The organism is Thioclava sp. (assembly GCF_048263065.1).
Classification (GTDB): Bacteria; Pseudomonadota; Alphaproteobacteria; order Rhodobacterales; family Rhodobacteraceae; genus Thioclava.
Map to the genome: position 1 here is coordinate 23564 of NZ_JBLXEM010000004.1, position 20869 is coordinate 44432.

Annotated in this window: 17 protein-coding genes, 1 tRNA gene and 1 pseudogene; 10 read left to right on the forward strand and 9 right to left on the reverse strand. The window is 60.4% G+C overall.

Going from position 1 to position 20869, the window contains the following annotated elements; all coding sequences use genetic code 11:
* Position 1 precedes the first annotated feature (1 nt).
* Genes nirB through cysG form a run of 4 tightly spaced genes read left to right on the forward strand, consistent with a single transcriptional unit; the run spans position 2 to position 6867 of the window.
* Positions 2-2434 carry a nitrite reductase large subunit NirB gene (gene nirB, locus ACN0SD_RS07270; RefSeq protein ID WP_417807566.1) on the forward strand — a complete coding sequence of 811 codons (2433 nt, stop codon included), beginning with the start codon at positions 2-4 and terminating at the stop codon, positions 2432-2434.
* Positions 2431-2760, forward strand: a complete 330-nt coding sequence (gene nirD, locus ACN0SD_RS07275) for a nitrite reductase small subunit NirD (protein ID WP_417807567.1) — start codon at positions 2431-2433, stop codon at positions 2758-2760. Before nirB ends, nirD begins: the two co-directional genes overlap by 4 nt.
* The gene (locus ACN0SD_RS07280) at positions 2760-5390 is read left to right on the forward strand and encodes a molybdopterin-dependent oxidoreductase (RefSeq protein WP_417807568.1); all 2631 of its coding nucleotides are present in this window, start codon (positions 2760-2762) and stop codon (positions 5388-5390) included. The genes nirD and ACN0SD_RS07280 overlap by 1 nt, the downstream gene beginning before the upstream one ends.
* Before the next feature lie 49 nt (positions 5391-5439).
* Positions 5440-6867, forward strand: a complete 1428-nt coding sequence (cysG, locus tag ACN0SD_RS07285; RefSeq protein WP_417807569.1) for a siroheme synthase CysG — start codon at positions 5440-5442, stop codon at positions 6865-6867.
* A 688-nt stretch (positions 6868-7555) separates the two neighbouring features.
* Here cysG and ACN0SD_RS07290 read toward each other — a convergent pair.
* Positions 7556-7650 (reverse strand): annotated as a pseudogene (locus tag ACN0SD_RS07290) (IS481 family transposase); the annotation flags it as partial.
* Positions 7651-7860: 210 nt separating this feature from the next.
* Between ACN0SD_RS07290 and ACN0SD_RS07295 the strand changes: the two are divergent.
* A complete protein-coding gene (locus tag ACN0SD_RS07295) occupies positions 7861-8892 on the forward strand; it encodes a histone deacetylase family protein (RefSeq protein WP_417807570.1) in 1032 nt (343 codons plus the stop codon).
* A gap of 82 nt (positions 8893-8974) precedes the next feature.
* Here ACN0SD_RS07295 and ACN0SD_RS07300 read toward each other — a convergent pair whose 3' ends face one another.
* The 6 genes from ACN0SD_RS07300 to ACN0SD_RS07325 form a co-directional block, all read right to left on the reverse strand.
* Positions 8975-10000 carry an extracellular solute-binding protein gene (locus ACN0SD_RS07300; protein WP_417807571.1) on the reverse strand — a complete coding sequence of 342 codons (1026 nt, stop codon included), beginning with the start codon at positions 9998-10000 and terminating at the stop codon, positions 8975-8977.
* 30 nt (positions 10001-10030) lie between these two features.
* Positions 10031-10837: an ABC transporter permease gene (locus tag ACN0SD_RS07305; protein WP_417807572.1), complete on the reverse strand. Its 807-nt coding sequence runs from the start codon at positions 10835-10837 to the stop codon at positions 10031-10033.
* A complete protein-coding gene (locus tag ACN0SD_RS07310) occupies positions 10830-11732 on the reverse strand; it encodes an ABC transporter permease (protein WP_417807573.1) in 903 nt (300 codons plus the stop codon). Before ACN0SD_RS07310 ends, ACN0SD_RS07305 begins: the two co-directional genes overlap by 8 nt.
* Positions 11729-12784, reverse strand: coding sequence for an ABC transporter ATP-binding protein (locus ACN0SD_RS07315; protein ID WP_417807574.1), 1056 nt, complete (start codon positions 12782-12784; stop codon positions 11729-11731). Before ACN0SD_RS07315 ends, ACN0SD_RS07310 begins: the two co-directional genes overlap by 4 nt.
* Before the next feature lie 42 nt (positions 12785-12826).
* Positions 12827-14275 (reverse strand): amidase, encoded by a 1449-nt coding sequence (locus tag ACN0SD_RS07320; protein WP_417807575.1) that lies wholly within the window; start codon positions 14273-14275, stop codon positions 12827-12829.
* 262 nt (positions 14276-14537) lie between these two features.
* Positions 14538-14621: transfer RNA gene (locus tag ACN0SD_RS07325), tRNA-Leu, on the reverse strand.
* Positions 14622-14764: 143 nt separating this feature from the next.
* Here ACN0SD_RS07325 and ACN0SD_RS07330 point away from each other — a divergent pair.
* Positions 14765-15292 (forward strand): Hint domain-containing protein, encoded by a 528-nt coding sequence (locus ACN0SD_RS07330; RefSeq protein WP_417807576.1) that lies wholly within the window; start codon positions 14765-14767, stop codon positions 15290-15292.
* 45 nt (positions 15293-15337) lie between these two features.
* On the opposite strand, the gene ACN0SD_RS07335 is transcribed toward ACN0SD_RS07330, so the two are convergent.
* Positions 15338-16201 (reverse strand): NAD(P)H-hydrate dehydratase, encoded by an 864-nt coding sequence (locus ACN0SD_RS07335; RefSeq protein WP_417807577.1) that lies wholly within the window; start codon positions 16199-16201, stop codon positions 15338-15340.
* A gap of 325 nt (positions 16202-16526) precedes the next feature.
* On the opposite strand from ACN0SD_RS07335, the gene ACN0SD_RS07340 reads away from it, so the two are divergent.
* Together ACN0SD_RS07340 and glnA are read left to right on the forward strand one after the other, a co-directional pair.
* The gene (locus ACN0SD_RS07340; RefSeq protein WP_038130849.1) at positions 16527-16865 is read left to right on the forward strand and encodes a P-II family nitrogen regulator; all 339 of its coding nucleotides are present in this window, start codon (positions 16527-16529) and stop codon (positions 16863-16865) included.
* A gap of 72 nt (positions 16866-16937) precedes the next feature.
* A complete protein-coding gene (gene glnA / locus ACN0SD_RS07345; protein WP_417807578.1) occupies positions 16938-18347 on the forward strand; it encodes a type I glutamate--ammonia ligase in 1410 nt (469 codons plus the stop codon).
* A gap of 115 nt (positions 18348-18462) precedes the next feature.
* Here the strand turns inward: glnA and ACN0SD_RS07350 are convergent, their stop codons facing one another.
* The gene (locus tag ACN0SD_RS07350; RefSeq protein ID WP_417807579.1) at positions 18463-19065 is read right to left on the reverse strand and encodes a DUF6998 domain-containing protein; all 603 of its coding nucleotides are present in this window, start codon (positions 19063-19065) and stop codon (positions 18463-18465) included.
* Positions 19066-19404: 339 nt separating this feature from the next.
* On the opposite strand from ACN0SD_RS07350, the gene ACN0SD_RS07355 reads away from it, so the two are divergent.
* Complete coding sequence (locus ACN0SD_RS07355; protein WP_417807580.1) at positions 19405-19824, forward strand: glyoxalase superfamily protein; 420 nt, start codon at positions 19405-19407, stop codon at positions 19822-19824.
* A 112-nt stretch (positions 19825-19936) separates the two neighbouring features.
* Entirely contained in the window at positions 19937-20866 is a 930-nt protein-coding gene (gene fabD / locus ACN0SD_RS07360; protein WP_417807581.1) for an ACP S-malonyltransferase, read from the forward strand.
* The last annotated feature ends 3 nt before the right edge of the window (positions 20867-20869 follow it).

The window sequence follows — 20869 nt, forward strand, 5'->3', positions numbered from 1 at the left end:
GATGAAACAGAACCTAGTAATCATCGGGGCTGGCATGGCTTCGGGGCGCGTGATCGAGCAACTGGTCGAGAATGCACCAGAGGCTTACAACATCACGTTGTTCAACGCGGAAGCGCGCGGAAATTACAACCGGATCATGCTATCGCCGGTCCTGTCGGGCGAAAAAACCTACGCCGAAATCGTCACGCATGACGATGATTTCTACACCACCCATAACGTAACCTGCCGCTTTGGCGAGCATGTGGTCGGGATCGACCCAAAGGCCAAAGTGCTCGAGGGGCAAAACGGGTCGGTCCCGTACGACAAACTCGTGATCGCGACGGGGTCTGCGCCCTTCATCATTCCGGTGCAGGGCAAGGACCTGCCGGGCGTGATCACTTACCGCGATCTTGATGACACCAACGCCATGATCGAGGCCTCTGCCAAGGGCGGAAGCGCGGTTGTGATCGGGGGCGGTTTGCTGGGCCTAGAGGCCGCAGCCGGTCTGGCAGAGCGCGGGATGAAGGTCACCGTCGTGCACCTGATGGGCCATCTGATGGAGCGCCAGCTTGACGAGGCGGCGGGTTATCTGCTGCGCAAGGATCTGGAGAAACGCGGCATTACGATCCGCACCACAGCCTCGACGAATGCGATCCTTGGCGACGATCATGTCGAAGCGGTGCTGCTTGAGGGCGACGAGCTGTTGCCCGCCGATCTTGTGGTAATGGCCGTTGGGATCCGCCCCGAAACCCGGCTCGCGACCGATGCGGGGCTCAGCGTGGCGCGCGGCATCGAGGTTAACGCGCAACTGCAAACCTCTGATCCCGACATTTACGCTGTTGGCGAATGTGTCGAGTTCGACGGCAACCTCTTTGGTCTTGTCGCACCGCTTTACGATCAGGCCAAGGTGCTTGCGCACTCGCTGCTGGACAAGGCCGATGCGTTTGTGGCCAAGGACACCGCCACCAAGCTCAAGGTCACGGGCTGCGATCTGTTCAGCGCGGGCGATTTCGCTGAAGGTTCGGGGCGCGAGGATATCGTGTTTCGCGATCCCGCGCGCGGCGTCTACAAGCGCCTTGTGATCGAAGACGACCGTCTGGTCGGGGCCGTGATGTATGGCGATACCGCAGATGGCAACTGGTTCTTCGGGCTGATCAAGGACGGCACCGACATTGAAGACATGCGCGAGACGCTGATCTTTGGCCCGGCCTATCAGGGGGGTGACCAAGCGGACCCTCTCTCAGCCGTTGCAGCATTGCCGCCTGAGGCGGAGATTTGCGGCTGCAACGGCATTTGTAAAGGCACTATTGTTGAGGCCATCAAGGGCGGCGCGACCGATCTTGGCGCTGTCAAAGCGCAGACCAAGGCCAGCGCGTCTTGCGGCACCTGCACCGGGCTCGTCGAGCAGCTTTTGCAGGTCACGCTGGGCGATGCTTTTGAAATGCCCACGGCCCAGCCGATTTGCACCTGCTGCGATCTCAGCCACGAAGACATCCGGCGCCTGATCAAATCGCAAGAGCTGCAAAGCCAAGAGGCGGTCTGGCAGGAACTGGGTTGGAAGACCCGCAACGGCTGTCACATCTGCCGCCCGGCGGTGAATTTCTATCTGCTGGCCGATTGGCCGCTGCAATATCAAGACGACCCGCAAAGCCGGTTTGTGAACGAACGCAAGCACGCCAATATCCAGAAAGACGGCACGTTCTCGGTTGTGCCGCGGATGTGGGGAGGCATCACTAACGCCGCTGAATTGCGCGCCATCGCCGATGCGGCCGAGAAATACGATGTGCCAACGGTCAAGGTCACCGGCGGTCAGCGCATTGATCTGCTGGGCGTCAAGGGCGAGGATTTGCCCCATATTTGGGACGATCTGAACAAGGCGGGGCTGGTTTCGGGCCACGCCTATTCCAAGGGGCTGCGCACGGTGAAAACCTGCGTGGGCACCGATCATTGCCGCTTTGGCACGCAAGACAGCACCGGTCTTGGCATCAAGCTGGAAAAGATCCTGTGGGGGTCGTGGACACCGCATAAGGTCAAGCTGGGTGTTTCGGGGTGTCCGCGCAATTGTGCGGAATCTACCTGCAAGGATGTGGGCATCATTTGCGTCGATAGCGGCTATCAGATTGGCGTTGCGGGCGCGGCGGGCATGGACCTGAAGGAAACCGAACGCCTTGCTGATGCCGCGACGGAACAAGAGGCGATCGACCTGACGATCGCCTTTGTCCAGCTATATCGTGAAAACGCCAAATATCTGGATCGGGCCTATAAATGGGTCGCTAAGGCCGGGCTGGATTGGGTGAAGGCCCGCGTTGTCGATGATCTCGACGAGCGCGCGCGCCTGATCGCCGCGTTCGAGCTGTCGCAATCGATTTATCGCAAAGACCCATGGGCCGAGCACGCCAAGGAGGCCCGCGCCTTCCAGCCGCTCGCGGATCTGACATTGGAGGCTGCACAATGAGCTGGATCGACATAGGCGCAATCGACGACATCCCGCTACGAGGCGCGCGCAAGATCAAAACCGCGCTTGGATGCGTCGCGCTCTTTCGCACCGGCGAGGGCGAGGTGTTCGCCGCCGCAGATCGCTGCCCGCACAAGGGCGGGCCGCTGTCCGAGGGCATCGTGCATGGGCAATCCGTGACCTGCCCGCTGCACAACTGGGTGTTTGATCTCAATACCGGGCAGGCGCAGGGCGAAGACGGGTCGATCGCGACCTTTCCTCTCCGTCTGGAGTCGGGGCGCGTGTTGATTGACGGCACGAAGCTGGCTGCGCGGAGTGCGGCGTGATGGGCGGCTGCGACCTTGGCGTGACGCGCTCTACCTGTCCGTATTGCGGGGTCGGGTGTGGTGTGCTTTTGAACCCCGACGGGCAGGGCGGGCTAAAGGTGCGCGGCGATCCCGATCATCCGGCAAATTTCGGGCGGCTCTGTTCGAAGGGCTCGGCGCTTGGCGAAACCGTGGGGTTGGAGAACCGGTTGCTGGCGCCGCGCGTGGACGGGCAAGACAGCGATTGGGACACCGCGCTGCAACTGGTGGCGGATCGGTTTTCACGCACCATCGCCGAGCACGGGCGCGACTCTGTGGCGATTTACGTCTCGGGCCAATTGCTAAGCGAGGATTACTACGTCGCCAACAAGCTGATGAAAGGTTTCATCGGCTCGGCCAATATCGACACCAATTCGCGCCTGTGCATGGCGTCCTCGGTGGCGGGGCATAAACGCGCCTTTGGCACCGATACCGTGCCCGGCACCCACGAAGATATCGAGCAGGCCGATCTGGTGGTGCTGGTGGGGTCAAATCTGGCGTGGTGCCATCCGGTTTTGTATCAACGTCTGCTGGTGGCGCGCAAGAAACGCGGCACCAAAATCGTGGTGATTGATCCGCGCCGCACGGCAAGCTGCGACGGGGCGGATTTGCATCTGGCGTTGCAGCCGGGCTCGGATGTGGCGCTGTTCAATCGGCTGTTGAGTGAGATTAACACGGCAGGCGCGCTCGATCCTGATTTCCTGCGCCATACCAACGGGTTCAAGGCGGCACTTCATGCGGCGCAATCCGACGATACCAGCGTCACGGGCCTAAGCGAATCCCAGCTTGCGCAGTTCTGCCAGCTTTGGATCAATACGCCAAAGGTCGTCACGATCTTTAGCCAAGGTGTGAACCAATCCAGCAGCGGCACCGATAAGGTCAACGCTATTCTCAATTGCCATCTTGCCACGGGCCGGATCGGCACGCCGGGCTGCGGGCCGTTATCGGTCACGGGGCAGCCCAATGCGATGGGTGGGCGCGAGGTGGGCGGATTGGCCAACATGCTGGCCTGCCATCTCGATCTGGAAAATCCCGATCACCGCGCGGCTGTGCGCCAATTTTGGGACGTGCCTTTTGTGCCCGATGCGCCCGGTCTCAAGGCGGTCGATATGTTTCGCGCAGTGGGGGACGGGCGCATCAAGGCGCTGTGGATCATCCACACCAACCCCGCCGTTTCGATGCCTGATGCGGATGCGGTGCGCGCGGCAATCGCGGACTGCCCGTTTACCGTGGTCAGCGACATCACCGCCGCCACCGATACCGCGCGGCTGGCTGATGTGTTGCTGCCCGCAACGGCTTGGGGGGAAAAGGACGGTACCGTCACCAATACCGACCGTACGATCAGCCGCCAACGCGCGGTGCTGCCCGCACCGGGGCAGGCGCGCCCTGACTGGGAGATCATCGCCGAGGTCGGGCGGCGCATGGGGTTCAAGCGCGCGTTCGAATATGCAAATCCAGCCGAGATCCTGCGCGAATACGCTGCGCTGTCGGGCATTGCGGGCAAGCTCGGGCGCGATTTTGATATCTCGGGTCTTTGCGATATTAGCGACGCCGACTATGACGCCTTTGAACCGCAACGCTGGCCGATCACGCGGGATCGCTCGGGCGGGCGGTTCTTTGCGGATGGTGCGTTTTACCACCCTGATGGCAAGGCGCGGTTGCTGCCTGTAACATGGCAACCGCCCGCCGCCCGCACCGGGGCGCGCTATCCGTTTCGCCTCAATACCGGGCGGTTGCGCGATCAGTGGCACACGATGACGCGCACCGCGCTAAGTCCGCGTCTTTCGGCGCATCTGGCCGAACCGTTTCTTGAAATTCACCCCGATGATGCGGCTGGTCTTGGCATTGCGGCGGCGGATCTGGTGCAACTGAGAAGCCCGACGGGCCAGGCGATCTTGCGCGCGCGCATCACCGACGCGGTGCAGCCCGGACAAGTCTTTGCGCCGATGCATTGGACGGAGCAAACGGCCCCTTCGGCGCGCATTGACACAGTGGTTGCGGCTGTGACCGACCCGGTGTCCGGCCAGCCCGAAAGCAAGGCAAGCGTTGTGAGCGTGATGCGCTTTGACGCAACGTGGTATGGCTTTGCCGTGTCACGCGATGCGATGGCGCTGGATAGCGAGTATTGGGCGCTGGTGCGAACCAAAAGCGGGTATCGCGCAGAGCTTGCAGGCAACTGCAGCATTGCGGATTGGGAGGCCGAGGCGCGGCGGCTATTCGCGGCCCCTCATGCCGACGCTGCATCCATAATTGACGCCAAGCGTGGCACCGCACGGATCGCTTTGCATGAGAACGGCGTGCTGATCGGCGCGGTGTTCGTGTCGCGCACTCCGGTCGCGGTGATGCGCGATTATCTGGCGGGTTTACCCGGTAGTGAAACCGCTGATGCGTTGAGTGGCAGAATACCTGCAGATGTGCCCAATGCGGGGCCGATCCTGTGTTCGTGTTTTGGCATTGGGATCAACACCATCATTGAGGCGATCGAGGCGGATAATTTGCTTAGCGTCGATGCCATTGGCGCGGCTATCGGGGCGGGCACCAATTGCGGATCGTGTCGTCCCGAAATTGCAGAGCTGTTGCAACGCGTTCAAATCCGCGAGGCCGCCGAATGAACCTGTCCCAATATGTCCGCGCACCTTACCGCCTGAAAGGAAAAGCGCCATGAAAGCGTTCCCAATGTTTATCCGCACCACCGACCGCCGTGTCGTGATCGTCGGCGGGGGTGAGCAGGCCGCGCAAAAGGCGCGCCTGATGCTCAAGACGGATGCCACGCTTGTGCTGATCGCACAGGTGCTGGAGGACGAGTTGCAAGGGCTCGTGCAAGCGGGCAGGGCGCGCCACGAGATGTCGCTCTGCGCGCAGGTGTTTGAGGATGCCGCCATGGCCTTTATCGCGACGGGCTGTCCGGGGTTTGATGCGGCGGCCCATGCGCTTGCCAAGGCCGCGCGCTGCCCGGTAAATGTCGTGGATCAGCCTGATCTGTGTGATATTACAACGCCTGCAATCGTGGATCGCGATCCGGTGGTTGTCGCGATCGGCAGCGAAGGCACCGCGCCGGTTCTGGCGCGCGACATCAAGACCCGATTGGAACAGCTACTGCCGCAAAATCTGGGCGGGCTGGCGGCGCTGGCCGGACGGCTGCGCCCCAGTGTGGACCGACGCGTTGCACGTGCGCCGCGCCGCGCGCTTTGGGCGTGGGTATTCAAGGGTGCGCCGCGCACTGACTGGACGCGAGGTCACGAACGCAAGGCCGCGCAGGCCATCAAAGACGCCATCGCCGCAGGCCGGGCGCCCGAGACTGCTGCCACCGGTCATATCTCGCTGGTCGGCGCGGGGCCGGGGGCGCGAGACCTTTTGACCCTGCGCGCGGTTGAACGTTTGCAGGAAGCCGATGTCATTTTTTATGACCGGTTGGTGGATGTTGAGGTGCTGGAACTGGCGCGCCGCGATGCCGAGCGGGTGTTCGTGGGCAAACATGTTGGCGCGAATAGCTGGCCACAAGAGCGGATCAACCAGATCATCGTTGCACATGCGCGCCAAGGGCGGCGCGTGGTGCGGCTCAAATCCGGCGATCCGGGGATTTTCGGGCGCGCCACAGAAGAGATAGACGCCGCACGCGCTGCCGGAATCCCGATTGAGCTGGTGCCGGGTATTACCGCCGCTGCCGCCGCTGGTGCCTCGCTGGGCCGCAGCCTGACCGAGCGCGGCGTTGCCAATACGCTTGTGCTGGCAACGGGCACGGGGTGCGCGGAGGATCCATTTCCCGATAGCGCGCGTTTGTCCGGCCCCGGCACGACCACCGCCTTTTATATGTCGGTCCGCCAGGCCGCGCGCCTTGCCAACCAGTTGCTGCGTCAGGGAATTCCACCGCAAAGCCCGGTCGATATCGCGATAGAGGTGTCCAAACCCAACGAACGCCATTTTACGGCTACGGTGTCTTCGATGGCCGACGTCATTGCGCGTCACGCTATCGAGGGCTGCGCCATCTTGCTGGTAACGTGGCCACAAAATGCGGCGCGAGAGGCGAAAATCCCCGAGATTACAGCATCTCAGGCATGGCCTTTGGCGCTAGGCGCGGTGGCGGTGTGAACGTGTATATCTGCCGTTCTGACGGTCCGGCGGGGTTTTGTGCGCAGATCACGCTGGGCGCTGCCTATGCGACCCCGCGTGTAGTTTGTGAATAGACTACTGCCGGGCAGGGCTTAGATGATGCGACAGCCCCTTGATGGCATCGATGCGCAAAAGTGAATGTTCGATGATCCACAACGGAGGATGGGCGTATCACTGTTTGGGGTCGACTTGGCGGAGAATGGGTTTCAGGCCGCACAGAGTGGGCAAGCCTGTTCTGCACGGGAAGGTGCGCACGGACGAAGTGCTTACCTTCTTCAAAGATTCGTAGCCAAGTGTTGTCGCGATGAAAGCCTGTGGCGGAACTCATTTATTGGGTAGTTAGATCGGCGAACTCGGCTATCGTGCGGCTCATCCCGCCAACTTACGTCAAACGCTTCGTGGAGCGACTGAAGAATAATGAGGCCGATGCCGGAGCCGGCGCGGTTCAATTGGGGTTGCGCGGTCGGACGAAGAAAAAGGTTCTTTGAAAGAAGGAGAGATGGGGAGAGAGAAATCAGACATGACAGGTTTCTTTTGAGCAGATCGGAATAGGAGCCTAGAAAACCGTCGCTCTGGCACTCGCAACCGCACGCTCTAGAGGCAATTCCAGAACTCCGGTATCCGCTCATGGGCGAGCGCGCCGAAATGTCCCTTCCTGTGACGCGCCGGGCAGGCGAGAGATGCCATGTCGCGGTAGGCAGCGATGCAACGCCGACCGTCTCTGCTGTGGAGTCGAAGGCTACAGGGATAGAGACAGTCATCGCGAAGGCGCGCATTCACTTGCCAGTCTACGGGATCGTGGCGTTCCGATGAGGAACTTGTCCAATAGTGCTGCCATACAATGCTGAGAAAAAATCGCACCATCAATTCATGGGATTAAATGCCTAGAATGTTCGCGATTTTTCGACCTATGCTGTGATATCTCGCAGGACTGCGGCTGGGCTGCAGTGAATCGAAAGGGCGAACCCGAACATGCGCATATTCTATAGTGAAAACCACCGCCTCCATTTTCCGCAAGCAGAGCTGTCGGGTGGTGAGCTGGTCACGCCCTATGAGCGCCCGTCGCGCGTCGAATACGTGCTTAATCGCCTGAAGGAGCGTGGGTTTGGCGATATCGTGGCACCTGACGCCGTGGACATGGCACCGGTTCGGAGTTTGCTGGATCCGGGCTATTTGCAGTTTCTTGAAACGGCTTGGGATGCGTGGAAAGCGGCGGGCAATGCGGGCGAGATCATCGCCTCGAACATTCCCGCACGGGGCATGCATCTGGATCGCATCCCCGAAAGCATCGACGGCAAGGTCGGCTATTACTGCCACGCGTCGGAGACTGCGATGACGCGGGGCACCTGGGGTGCGGCGCTGTCCTCGGTGGCATCGGCGCAATCCGCGCAGCGCCATGTTGCGTCGGGCGCGACGGCGGCATTCGCACTGTGCCGCCCGCCGGGGCATCATGCAACGGCTGATCAGTTCGGCGGGTATTGCTTTATCAACAATGCCGCCGTGGTCGCGCAAATGTTTCGTGATGCGGGCGTTGGCCGCGTGGCGATCCTTGATATCGATTTCCACCACGGAAATGGCACGCAGGATCTGTTTTACGAGCGCGCCGATGTGTTGTTCGCCTCCTTGCATGGCGCTCCGCAACAGGCCTATCCGCATTTCATAGGTTACGGAGATGAGACCGGACGCGGGGCAGGCGAGGGGTGCAACCTCAACTATCCGATGCCACCCGGCACGGGCTATGACGAATGGGCGCGCGCTTTGGATGACGCGATCGCAAAGATCGGCGCTTGGGGCGCAGAGGCGCTTGTCGTCTCGCTGGGCGTGGATGCCTTCAAGAAGGATCCGATCAGCTTTTTCAAACTGGAAAGCGAGGATTTCACCGATGCGGGGCGTCGTATCGGTCGCATGAAGCTTCCCACCGTGTTCTGCATGGAAGGCGGCTACGCAGTAGAGGAGGTCGGGATCAATACCGTCAATGTGCTCGAAGGGTTCCTCGATGCCTGACCTTGGCGGCTAAGCCATGCATGACCAATGAAAATGGCGGGACCCGTAATGAGCCCCGCCATTCCTGTTTCATTGGGCGTGCTTACTTGACGAGGTCGGTCCAGATCGCCGTGTACAGTTCCGTCGCCGGTTGCGGGCAGGTCGGCAAGAAGCGCCCGGCCGAAACCAACTCTGCGGGCACGACGATTTCAGGCGCGGTTTTCATGTCTTCGGGCATGAATGGCTCCGAGCCGGAGATGCCGTTCGCATAGCGCGCAAAGCTCGACAGCATCGCGGCATTCTCGGGGATCATGATGAAGTCGAGGAACTTGTAGGCTTCGTCGACATTCTTTGCATCCGACAGGATACCGACCGAATCCATGAACAGCGGGTAGCCCTCGCGCGGGTATCCGTAAACGATGTCAGGATTGTTGATGCGCGCGCGCATTGTGGAGCCGTTCCAGTTCACTGAGGCTGCGTAATCGCCCGAGGACAGCTTGTCGGTCGTGCCGTAATCCATCGAAAGCCAAGATGGTTTTGCCGCCTTCAACCGGTCGCGCACCTTTTTCAGGATCGTAAGATCCTCGGTGCAGGCCTCGCCGCCCGCGTTAAAAATGGCCAGCGCCATGACATCGGACATCTCGGGAACGACGTTGATCTTGCCGACCAGTTCGGCGGGCGGGTCGAGGAAGATTTCGGACGTGTTCACATCACCCGAATAGACAGATTTGTTGACGGCAATCCCCGTCGAGCCCCAGAGCCACGGGATCGTGTGCATCCGCCCCTTGTCCCACGGCACGTCCACCCATTTCGGATCGATATTGCCGATATTGGACAGGCGTGAATGATCAAGTTCCGCCAGCAGCCCCTTTTGCACGAAGATCGGCACGTAATTGGCCGAGGGCACCACGAGATCGAACCCCGAGCCGCCCGCCTCGACCTTGGCAAGTGCTGTGGTGTTGCTGTCGTAATCGGTAATCGTGACCTTGATACCGGTTTCAGCGGTGAACTTTTCGATCATTTCAGGGCTCGTGTAATTGCCCCAGTTGTAGAGGTTCAATTCGCCTTCGGCATGGGCCGCAAATGAACTGATAAGCAATGCCGCACTGGCAAGGGCGAGCGTCTTCATGAGGGTCTCCTGATTGTTGGGTTGCACGGGTTAGCCCCGCTTGCGGGTAACAAGAAAGAATATCGTGAGGATCACAACGCTGATGCCCAGCAGGGCGGTCGAGATCGCGTTGACCTCTGGCGTCAGGGCACGGCGCAGCTGCCCAAGCATGTAAGTGGGCAGCGTATCCTGCCCCGCCGATTTTACGAATTCTGTGATGATGACGTCATCAAGCGAAATGATGAAGGCAAGCATCGCGCCCGCGATCACGCCGGGCATCAGGAGCGGCAGGGTCACGTAGCGAAAGGTCTGCCAAGGCGTGGCGTAAAGATCCGCCGCTGCCGTCTCCATCGCGATATCCATCCCCTCTAGGCGGGCCTTGATCGGCAGATAGGCGAAGGGCACGCAGAATGCCGAATGCGCCAAGATCAGATAGCCCAGCCCCGAGTAACCAGTGGCGATCTTGATTGATGAGAAGAACAACAACAGGGCCACCGCGGTGACGATCTCGGGTACCATCAAAGGCTGGTTGATCACGATATAGATAAAGGTCTGGCCGCGATATTTGGCGCGTCGTGTTGTGCCCAATGCCGCCATCGTCGCAACGGTCGTCGCAATTGCCGAGGCCGAGAGCGCGATGATGAACGAGCGCAGCGCAGCCCCCTGCACGGCTTCGTTGCGCGCGGCAACCCTATACCACTCCAGCGAGAACCCGCCCCATTGATTGACGGAATTTCCCCCGTTGAACGAATAGATCACCAGCGTGACGATGGGCGCATAAAGCAGGACGAAAGACATCAGCGCCACGAAGGTGAAACCGGGCAGGGCGGTGACGTCGAATTTGCGAGCCTTAGCCATCAATGTTCTCCCGCGCCGACATTCGGGTGTAGATCACGAGCGATCCGAGGACGATCACCAGCAGGACCGTCGAGAGCGCGGCCCCAAGGGGCCAGTTTTGACCCTGTCCGAATTGCAGCTCGATGAAATTCCCGATCATCATGTTCTTGCCACCCCCCAGCACGCGCGGCGTGACATAGGCGCCAAGGCTTGGGATGAAGGTTAGGATGCAACCGGCCACAATGCCGGGACGGATGATGGGCAGTATCACCCAGCGCAGGATCTTGAGCCGCGAGGCGTAAAGGTCGTAGCCAGCCTCGATCAGGTTGAAATCGAACCGGTCGATGGCGGCAAACAGTGGCAGCACCATCAGCGGAAGGTAGACATAGGCCATCCCGATCAGCACGGCGGTATCGGTATAAAGGATCTGGATCGGCTCGGAGATCAGCCCGAAATGCATCAGGAAGGTGTTGAGCAGACCTTGGTTGCGGATCACCTCCATGATCGCGAAGGTGCGGATCAGCAGGTTGGTCCAGAACGGAATGGTGATGAGAAACAGCCAGAATCCGCGTTGCGCGCTGGGCCGCGTGGCGATGAACCACGCCGTTGGCAGCCCCAGTACGAAGGTGATCACCGTCGTCATCACAGAGAGCCTGACCGAGCGCCAGATAATCGACAGGTTCGCATCCGCAAAGCTGATCGTGCCGTCGAAAATGTCTTTTTCGAAGAGAACGCGGAACCATCCGTCGCCCGACAATATCCAGCGCACACCGGAATAGTCGCCCTTCGCGAGAAACGAATAGGTCACCACGATCAGCAACGGGCCCGTGGCCGCGATGAACAGAAGCAACAGCGCGGGGGTCGACAGCAACCAGCCATTGGTGGCGTTGCGGTTACGGGATTTCGTGCGTTTCATGCTTCGAGCACCTGCACCGCCTGCGCGTCGATGACGACATCCAGCGCATCGCCAATCTCGAGCGCCGCGCCCATGTTGCTTTGCACCCGCACGATGAGGCGGCTGTCATCGCTTAGCGCGACGGTGTAATGCGTGTCGGTGCCCAGATAGGTCGTCTCGACCACCTTGGCCGCAAGCCCCGAGCCCGGGGCGCCGATCGCGATTTGCTCGGGGCGGATGGCCAAAGTGACGGCGCCGGTCTTGTCGCCAAGTACCACCTCGAACTGATCCCCCGAACCGATGCGCACCTTGCCGTCCTGCACATGGCCTGGCAGGAAATTTGTCTCGCCGATGAAATCCGCGACGAAGCGGTTGACCGGGTGATTGTAGATCTCGCGCGGCGTTCCCACCTGCAGCAGCTGCCCCGCCGACATAACCCCGATCCGATCCGACATCGTCAGCGCCTCTTCCTGATCGTGGGTGACGAAGATGAAGGTGATCCCGGTTTCCACCTGAAGCCGTTTCAGTTCGCTCTGCATTTCCTTGCGCAGCTTGAGGTCGAGCGCCGAAAGCGGCTCGTCCAGCAAAAGCACCTCGGGGGCGGGGGCAAGCGCGCGGGCAAGGGCGACCCGCTGCTGCTGGCCCCCTGACATCTGCTGGGGCAAACGATCCGCGAAATCCGAAAGCTTGACGAGCGCGAGAACGCGTTTCGTGGCCGCGTCGATCTCGGCGCGCGATTTGCCCTGCATCTTGAGGCCGAACCCGACATTCTCGGAGACCGTGAGGTGGGGAAACAGCGCGTAAGATTGGAAAACTGTATTGACCGGGCGTTGATTGGGCGGCGTGTAAGTGATGTCGCGCCCCGATAGCAGGATTTTGCCCGACGTCGGCGTTTCAAACCCCGCGATGCAGCGCAGAAGCGTGGTTTTGCCACAGCCCGAGGGGCCGAGAAGCGTGAAAAACTCTCCCTGCCGGATGTCGATCGAGACATCGCCCAATGCGGTTACCGCCGAGGCTCCTTCGCCATATATCTTGCCGACATTCTGCGCCTTGATGGCATACTTGTTACTCAAGATAAGAACCCCTTCTGGGAAACGCTGCGCCGATTTAACTTTTCAGTCAAGGATTTCGGTGGTCATCGGGGGCAGGCGCTGCGCCCAAGGCTGAGCCTGCTCACATTCTGCGCACAAGGCGATCAGTGTCGCATCCTGCCCGAACGGGGCGGCAAGATGCACGCCGATCGGCAGGCCTTGGGCATTCCAATTCATCGGCACGGTGGCGGCGGGCTGGCCGCTGGCATTGAAGGTCGCACAGAACGGCGAATATTCGAAAACCCCGCCCGCGCCGATGCGATAGGCTTCGTAATCGTCGCGATCATGGGTAAACCTGCCGACCTTGGCCGGTGGTTCGGCCAGTGTCGCGGATAACAGGATATCGTAATCCGCAAATGCGGCCGCCATCTCACGCCCGTAGCTGTGGACGGCCTCGACCGCTTGCAGATAATCCGCGCCACTGATCGCGCTGGCATAGCGGATTGCCGCGCGGGATACGCCCTGCAGATCGCCCGGTACCAGATCGCGCCCCAGTCGGCGTAGCGTAGATCGCACCGAAAGGGCCGTGCCGCAGGCCACGATCTGCGTCCAAGCCCGCATCATGCCCATATGGTCCGCGCTGGGGCAGGTCGGTGTCACCTCATGGCCCAGCGTTTCCAGCAGGCGGGCGGTGTTTTCCACGGCGGTCCGGCAATCGGGATGGATTGGGGTGCCGGTAAAGGTCGTGTCGCATACGCCGATCCGCAAGCGGCGCGGCGGGCGCGCGATCGCGGCGCTATAGCTCGTCTCCATCGCGGGGGCTGCGTAGGGTGCGCCCGCATCGGGGCCAGCGCAGGCATCCATCATCGTGGCATTGTCGCGCACCGAGCGCGACAGGAACCCTTCGATCGCCATGCCCGCCCACCCCTCTCCGGCGGCTGGCCCATCGGGAAAGCGCGCGCGGGTCGCCTTGAATCCGAACAGCCCGCAACTGGAGGCGGGAATACGGATCGAGCCGCCCCCATCCGAGCCATGCGCCATCGGGATGATGCCTGCCGCGACCGCTGCGCCCGCGCCCCCCGAGGAGCCCCCCGATGTGCGCGACAAATCCCAAGGGTTGCGCGTCGGCCCGCCATAGACAGCCGCCTCTGTCACAGGACCGATGCCACCTTCGGGCGATGTTGTGCGCCCGAAGGTCACGACCCCGGTGGCACGCATGCGGATGAAGAGTTCGCTGTCATAGCTGTAACGCGTATTTCGCAGCAGGTTCGACCCGTTATCGCCGGGAAAATCGATCGCCTCGGCGCCGAGATCCTTCAGCAGAAAGGGCACGCCCTTGAAGGGACCATCGGGAAGCCCGGCGCGGATGGCAGCGCGCGCGGCCTCTTCTTGCAGGTTCACCACCGCGTTCAGATGCGGGTTCAAGGCGCTGACCCGCGCGAGTGCGTCATCCAGCAATTCGCTCGCCGATACAGCGCCTGATGCGACCTTCTGTGCCAGAGCCGTCGCATCGTCAAGCCTGCCTGATTGCATGGATTTCCACTTTCTGTCAGTGATCTAGGTCAGGATTGCCGAGGGTCCGCACCCTGTCAACGGTAATCGCCGAAACATCACCTCGGCCACATGACTAGGCTAGCCTCTGCGGAATCGTTTACGGCCTCCCGCCAATTCGTCGACATGCTTCAGCTTCATCGCGACGGCCATCGAAATGTACCTGTCGTGTCCAAGGATATGCCCGGGACATCAACGCAAGTGCTTGTTGTTCAATGAAATGAATGACCTCAACCGAAGTTGATGGTGCGGGTGAAGGGACTCGAACCCCCACGCCAAAGGCGCCAGAACCTAAATCTGGTGCGTCTACCAGTTCCGCCACACCCGCATGCGGGGCGTAATAGCAACAGCTTTGCGCGCTGGAAAGGGGGGAAGTGATTTTTCGCTCGTAACTTGTGCGAATATGCGCCTAAGTTGTTGGAAAGGCGCAAAAGACGCCACAAAACTTGAGGCAGACGAGTAGGGGTAACCATGGACAGAACCGGTCCGGGGTGCGATGGGGCAAGCGCTTTGTTGCACGAATTGATCGATTTGAAAGCGGACGCGCGCGATCATGCGCGCGCCAATAGTCGCGAATTGGCAGGTGCGATTGCACAAGGCGCGCGGATTTACACGTCAGAGGGCGCTTTGCCAGTTGAGTATCTTGAGCCGGGCGACCGGATCGTGACGCGATCTGGCACGCGCGAGCTGCGCGCCGTGCTAAGGGGCGACTATGTCGGGCCGCTGGTGCGGGTTGCGCCCGGTGCACTTGGGCATGATCGCCCCGGAGCGCCGTTGCTGCTGGGGCCACAGGCGCGGTTGTTGCTGCGCGATTGGCGCGTCAAACTGATTTACGGCAAACGCGAGGCGTTGGTGGCGGCGTGTTCAGTTGTTGACGGGCAGTATGTGACCCAAGTCACGGCGCGCGCGCGCCTGTTTGCGCTGCAATTTGACGCCCCCGAAGTGATCTATGCCGATGGGGTTGAAATCGCGATGACGCCTGCGCGGGTTACGGTATAAAGGACGCGGCATCCATGTCGCTGGATGCGTTTGATGTATTGAAACTTAAAGCCCGATGTCGCGAAAGACGTGGGGGAGGGTTTCGGGCAGATCTTCGGCGATGAGGCCGGGGCCAAAGGTGCGGGCGGCTTCGACATGCAGCCACGCGCCGGTGCAGGCCGCCTCAAACGGGGATAGCCCGCGCGCCATTAGCCCGGTGATGATGCCAGCAAGCACATCGCCTGCGCCTGCGGTGGCGAGCCACGGCGCCGCGCGCGCGCCTGCTGCGCAATGTAGCGCGGTTTCGCCGTCAGGCGTTGCGATTGTGGTTTCTGCCCCTTTGAGCAACACAGTACAGCCCGCGCGTTTTGCGGCGGCGCTTGTGGCGTCAAGTTTGCTTTGGGTCGCATCGGGGCCCGCACCTAGCGTTTCAGCGAGATCGGGAAAGAGGCGACGAAACTCTCCCAGATGCGGCGTGAGCACTACCTTGTCATGGGTTTGGGTAAAGAGACGATCCGGGTCGTCCTCAAACGCGGTCAGTGCATCCGCATCCAGCACCGTCGCGCGCGCCCCCCAAAGCGCGGCTGGCACCATTTCAGCGGCGCGCTTTTGCCCGAGACCGGGGCCAAGACACAGCGCGTTGACGCGGTCATCTTGCAGCAAGCCGCGCAGGCTGTAGCTGTCGGGCAGGGCGGTGAGCATAACGGCGGTGAGTTGCGCGGCCTGTTCATAAAACGAGGCCGTGGGGGCCGCGATGGTGACGAGCCCCGCGCCAACACGCAGCGCCGCCCGCGCGGCTAGACGCGCAGCGCCGCCTTGGCCCGCACCGCCCGACAACACCAAGGCGTGTCCGTGGCCGTATTTATGCGCCTCCGGCGATTTGGCGAGGCTGGCGCGCATCTGCTCGGTCAGCGCGATTTGGCGGGTCATTGGGGCCTCCGTCAGAAAAGCATGGGGTGTGCGGTAAGGGGCAGATGCAGATTACCAGCAAGGTTTGAGGAATTGGTAAACGGCTTTAGGGGGAGGGCTACAATGCTCGAGTGTCGCAGGAACTGGCGTTTCGATGTCATTTCACTCAGCTCCCACGACGAATTGTTCCTAAACTGCTTATTTTTTGTGCGACAAGCCTGAAAAACTAGCGCGCAATTGGGTTTCCCGGCCTCTCCTCCGACGCGCCCAGCCTAGCCGATTGCGAGGGCTGGTGGAAAGTGGTCTGAGAGGGTCGGTAACACGACCAGACGGGGGAGTCGGCGGCATGAAAAAAGTTGAAGCGATCATTAAACCCTTCAAGCTTGATGAAGTGAAAGAAGCGCTTCAGGAAGTCGGAATTCAAGGGCTTTCTGTGATCGAAGTCAAAGGGTTCGGTCGTCAAAAAGGACATACGGAGCTGTATCGCGGCGCTGAATATGTTGTGGATTTCCTACCCAAAGTGAAGATCGAGATGGTGCTGCCCGACGATATGGTCGATGCCGCCATCGAGGCGATCACGCAGGCCGCGCGCACCGAAAAGATCGGTGACGGCAAGATATTCGTCTCTTCGATGGAGCAGGCGATCCGCATCAGAACCGGCGAATCCGGCGACGACGCGTTGTAAGTTTTCCCAATTCGGCCCCACGCGCCTTCGGGTCGGGGCCTTCCCAACGCTCAACGAAAGGGATTTAGCGACATGAGCAAGATTAAGGACGCTGTAAAGCTGATGAAGGACGAGGAGGTCGAATATGTCGACGTCCGGTTTACCGATCCGCGCGGCAAGCTACAGCACGTCACGCTGATCAACACGGAAGTCGATGAAGACTTCTTTGAAGACGGCTTTATGTTTGACGGCTCGTCGATTGCCGGTTGGAAGTCGATTGACCAATCCGACATGAAACTGATCCCCGATGCGGGCTCGGTTTACATCGACCCCTTCTACGCCGAAAAAACCATGTGCGTGCATTGCACCGTGGTCGAGCCCGACACGGGTGAGGCTTATGATCGCGATCCGCGCGGCACGGCAGAAAAGGCCGAGGCCTATCTGATCGCGTCGGGTATTGGTGACGAGTCGTTCTGGGGGCCGGAAGCTGAATTCTTCCTGTTCGACGATGTGCGCTATTCGGTCGAGATGAACAAAGTGTCCTTCGAGGTCGATGCGATTGACGCCTCGTGGAACACCGACACGTCCTATGAGATGGGCAACATGGGCCATCGCCCCGGCGTGAAGGGCGGCTATTTCCCGGTCAACCCGATTGACGAGGCGCAGGATCTGCGTTCGGAAATGCTCTCCACCATGAAGCGCATGGGGATGAAGGTCGACAAGCATCACCACGAAGTGGCGAGCTGTCAGCACGAGTTGGGTCTGATCTTTGGTTCGTTGACCCATCAGGCCGACGAGATCCAGAAATACAAATACGTCATCCACAACGTCGCGCATGCCTACGGCAAGTCGGCTACGTTTATGCCCAAGCCCATCTCGGGTGATAACGGCACTGGAATGCACGTTAACATGTCGATCTGGAAAGACGGCAAGCCGTTGTTTGCAGGCGATAAATACGCCGATCTGAGCCAAGAGGCGCTGTATTTCATCGGTGGTATCCTGAAGCACGCCAAGGCGCTGAATGCGATCACCAACCCCTCGACCAACAGCTACAAACGCCTGATCCCGGGCTTTGAGGCCCCCGTGCTGCGCGCCTATTCCGCCCGCAACCGCTCGGGCTGTGTGCGTATTCCGTGGGCTGAATCCCCCAAGGCAAAACGTGTCGAGGCGCGCTTCCCCGATCCCTCGGCCAACCCCTATCTGTGCTTTGCAGCGCTGCTGATGGCTGGTCTTGACGGCATCAAAAACAAGATCGACCCCGGCCCGTCCTCGGATAAGGATCTGTATGATCTGCCCCCCGAAGAGTTGGCCGCGATCCCAACCGTCTGTGGTTCGTTGCGTGAGGCACTTGTGGCGCTGGAAGAAGACCACGAGTTCTTGCTGGCAGGCGATGTGTTCACCAAGGGTCAGCTTGAAGGCTATATGGGCCTGAAATGGGAAGAGGTTTACGCCTACGAGCATTGCCCCCACCCGGTGGAATATAAGTTGTATTACTCCTGCTGAGGCAGGGCGTGATGGAATGACGGAAAGGGCGCCTGCGGGCGCCCTTTTTTTGGTTTGGGGGGCAAAAGAGAAGCGAAGAAAAAATCCGTACGCGGTTGAAATTGTTTAGGTAATATTAGGGGCTTTCCATGGCGCGAAGTGCCTTAATTATGTTTGCACCCAGTTGGCGTACGTTCTTGGTGTTTGAATTGCTATTGAGTAAATCGACACCGATCTTAGCGGCGATTGTGCGCAGATGAGGCTTAGTTATTGATTGAACTTTGCCCTCCAATAACGCTTCGATCATTCCGTTTTCATACTGCCTTATGAGGTGGTTCCCGAATGTCGCCTCATCGGAAATTTGAAGGTTATCCAACGACTTCCTCGGCCTAGATCCGGATGATACTGAGAATACATGCTTTCCGCTGTCTTTTCCGAATCTTTCTAGAAAATCAGCAGCAGAGCAATCAAGCAGAGTTTCGACCGAAACCCCTTCTTCATCGTCCACGTTCACCCTGGGTATCATTACCCTGTCAACCTGATCAAATGTGTTAGCATTAAACGAAACATGCACGCTGGATGTGATAGTCTTAACTGATATGCGTTCGTTATCTGCACTAATCACGTCGTAGCCGCGTTGGTTGGTTTCCGGCGCCATCTGCTCCCTTGTGATCGTAGCGGCATAGAGTTCGCCAATACGACCCGTCAGGTGGTTCATTTCTGCGGGAATGACACCCACCCAAGCTCTTTCTCAAACCATGCTAGAGCCTCGGCAAGTGATTGTATTACTTGGGTTTGTGATAATGACATGCCTATCCTTCCGCATTTTGGACGCCATGGCGACATCTATACAATAGAAATGACGCAACGTTGAACGGCAAGTCGGATCACTTACCCTCTCTTCCCCCCAACCCTTGACAGCGATCCCCACGCCCCCCATTTCCTCGCCTTGGCACCCGGATGCCAGCCGCCTGCGGGGTTCTCCCTTGGTGAAATCCGGATAGATGGCTCTCCTTTATCGGGGGCGTTACGGCAATGCGGGCACCGGAGCGGTGGGTTTTCCCCCGTGGAGACGAACATGATTGGTAAAGATATCAAGGCGGCCAAGGCGCAGGCGCATCGTCTGGCGGATGCTATGAAACGCGCGGGGCAGCCGATTAGTCTGTCGCGCGCTTATGAGATCCATGCGCAGGCTTCGGGGCATGCCGACTGGAACACGATGGCGGCGGGGTTGCGTGCGCCTGTGGGGCAGGGGTTTGCCTTGGGTGACGTTGTGCGCGGGCGCTATATGGGCCAGCCGATTACGGGCCGCGTGCATGCGCTCAAACGCAAGGGGGCAGAGCATGTCGAGATCGAGATTGCGCTCGATAGCCCTGTGGATGTGGTGCAAAGCGCGGCGTTTAGTTCCTTGCGCCGGAGGGTGCGCGCGACGCTGGGGCCTGATGGGCGCTCGGTCGGGCGACGTTCGGACGGGGTGGCGCATTTGGATTTGAGCTGAGGTTTCAGGGGGCGGGGCGTGATGCCTCGCCTTTTTCCTATCCGCTTGCACAACTTGCCCCAAGGGCGCACGCGCGTTAATGGTTTTGCAAAGAAAACGCAGGAGGGTGGAGATGAGCCGAGCATTCGTATTTCCCGGGCAGGGCGCGCAAACGATTGGCATGGGGCGGGCGTTGGCTACGGCCTATCCGGCCGCGCAGGCGGTGTTTGACGAGGTGGACGCGGCTTTGGGTGAGCCCTTGAGCGCACTGATCTGGGAGGGCGAGGCCGATGCTCTGACGCTGACGGCCAATGCGCAGCCTGCGCTGATGGCGACCTCGATTGCCGCGATGCGCGCGTTGGAGGCCGAGGGGTTTTCGGTTGGCGATGCGGCGTTTGTGGCCGGGCATTCGCTGGGCGAATATTCGGCGTTGTGTGCGGCGGGATCGTTGAGTTTGGCCGATACTGCGCGGTTGTTGCGTCTGCGCGGTAAGGCGATGCAATCGGCGGTGCCGGTGGGTGTGGGCGCGATGGCGGCTGTGCTGGGGCTTGATTTTGCGGCAGCGTCGGCAGTTGCCGAGGCGGCGGCGCAGGGGCAGGTTTGTCAGGCGGCCAATGATAATGATCCGTCGCAGGTGGTGATTTCGGGTCATAAAGAGGCGGTCGAGCGCGCCACGGTTCTGGCGAAAGAGGCCGGGGCCAAGCGCGCGGTGATGTTGCCGGTGTCAGCCCCGTTCCATTGCGCGTTGATGCAGCCCGCGGCCGATGCGATGGCGGCAGCTTTGGCAGATGTTGCGATCAAGGCGCCGGTGGTGCCGCTGGTGGCCAATGTGCGCGCCGAGGCGGTGAGCGATCCCGACCTGATCCGGCAGTTGTTGGTGGAGCAGGTGACGGGCTCAGTGCGCTGGCGCGAGAGTGTCGCGTGGATGGCGGGGCAAGGCGTGGATGAGATTTGGGAAATTGGTGCGGGCAAGGCGCTGTCGGGGATGATCCGCCGCATCGCCAAGGATGTCACCTGCCGCGCCGTGGGCACGCCCGAAGATATCGCGGCGCTGAAAGCCTGAGGG

Coding starts and splice junctions, on each gene's coding strand:
- ACN0SD_RS07330 (WP_417807576.1), top strand. CDS start 14,765: ATGGACAGAACCGGTCCGGGGTGCGATGGGGCAAGCGCTTTGTTGCAC.
- ACN0SD_RS07335 (WP_417807577.1), bottom strand. CDS start 16,201: ATGACCCGCCAAATCGCGCTGACCGAGCAGATGCGCGCCAGCCTCGCC.
- ACN0SD_RS07280 (WP_417807568.1), top strand. CDS start 2,760: ATGGGCGGCTGCGACCTTGGCGTGACGCGCTCTACCTGTCCGTATTGC.
- glnA (WP_417807578.1), top strand. CDS start 16,938: ATGAGCAAGATTAAGGACGCTGTAAAGCTGATGAAGGACGAGGAGGTC.
- ACN0SD_RS07310 (WP_417807573.1), bottom strand. CDS start 11,732: ATGAAACGCACGAAATCCCGTAACCGCAACGCCACCAATGGCTGGTTG.
- ACN0SD_RS07355 (WP_417807580.1), top strand. CDS start 19,405: ATGATTGGTAAAGATATCAAGGCGGCCAAGGCGCAGGCGCATCGTCTG.
- nirD (WP_417807567.1), top strand. CDS start 2,431: ATGAGCTGGATCGACATAGGCGCAATCGACGACATCCCGCTACGAGGC.
- cysG (WP_417807569.1), top strand. CDS start 5,440: ATGAAAGCGTTCCCAATGTTTATCCGCACCACCGACCGCCGTGTCGTG.
- ACN0SD_RS07305 (WP_417807572.1), bottom strand. CDS start 10,837: ATGGCTAAGGCTCGCAAATTCGACGTCACCGCCCTGCCCGGTTTCACC.
- nirB (WP_417807566.1), top strand. CDS start 2: ATGAAACAGAACCTAGTAATCATCGGGGCTGGCATGGCTTCGGGGCGC.
- ACN0SD_RS07295 (WP_417807570.1), top strand. CDS start 7,861: ATGCGCATATTCTATAGTGAAAACCACCGCCTCCATTTTCCGCAAGCA.
- ACN0SD_RS07340 (WP_038130849.1), top strand. CDS start 16,527: ATGAAAAAAGTTGAAGCGATCATTAAACCCTTCAAGCTTGATGAAGTG.
- ACN0SD_RS07320 (WP_417807575.1), bottom strand. CDS start 14,275: ATGCAATCAGGCAGGCTTGACGATGCGACGGCTCTGGCACAGAAGGTC.
- fabD (WP_417807581.1), top strand. CDS start 19,937: ATGAGCCGAGCATTCGTATTTCCCGGGCAGGGCGCGCAAACGATTGGC.
- ACN0SD_RS07300 (WP_417807571.1), bottom strand. CDS start 10,000: ATGAAGACGCTCGCCCTTGCCAGTGCGGCATTGCTTATCAGTTCATTT.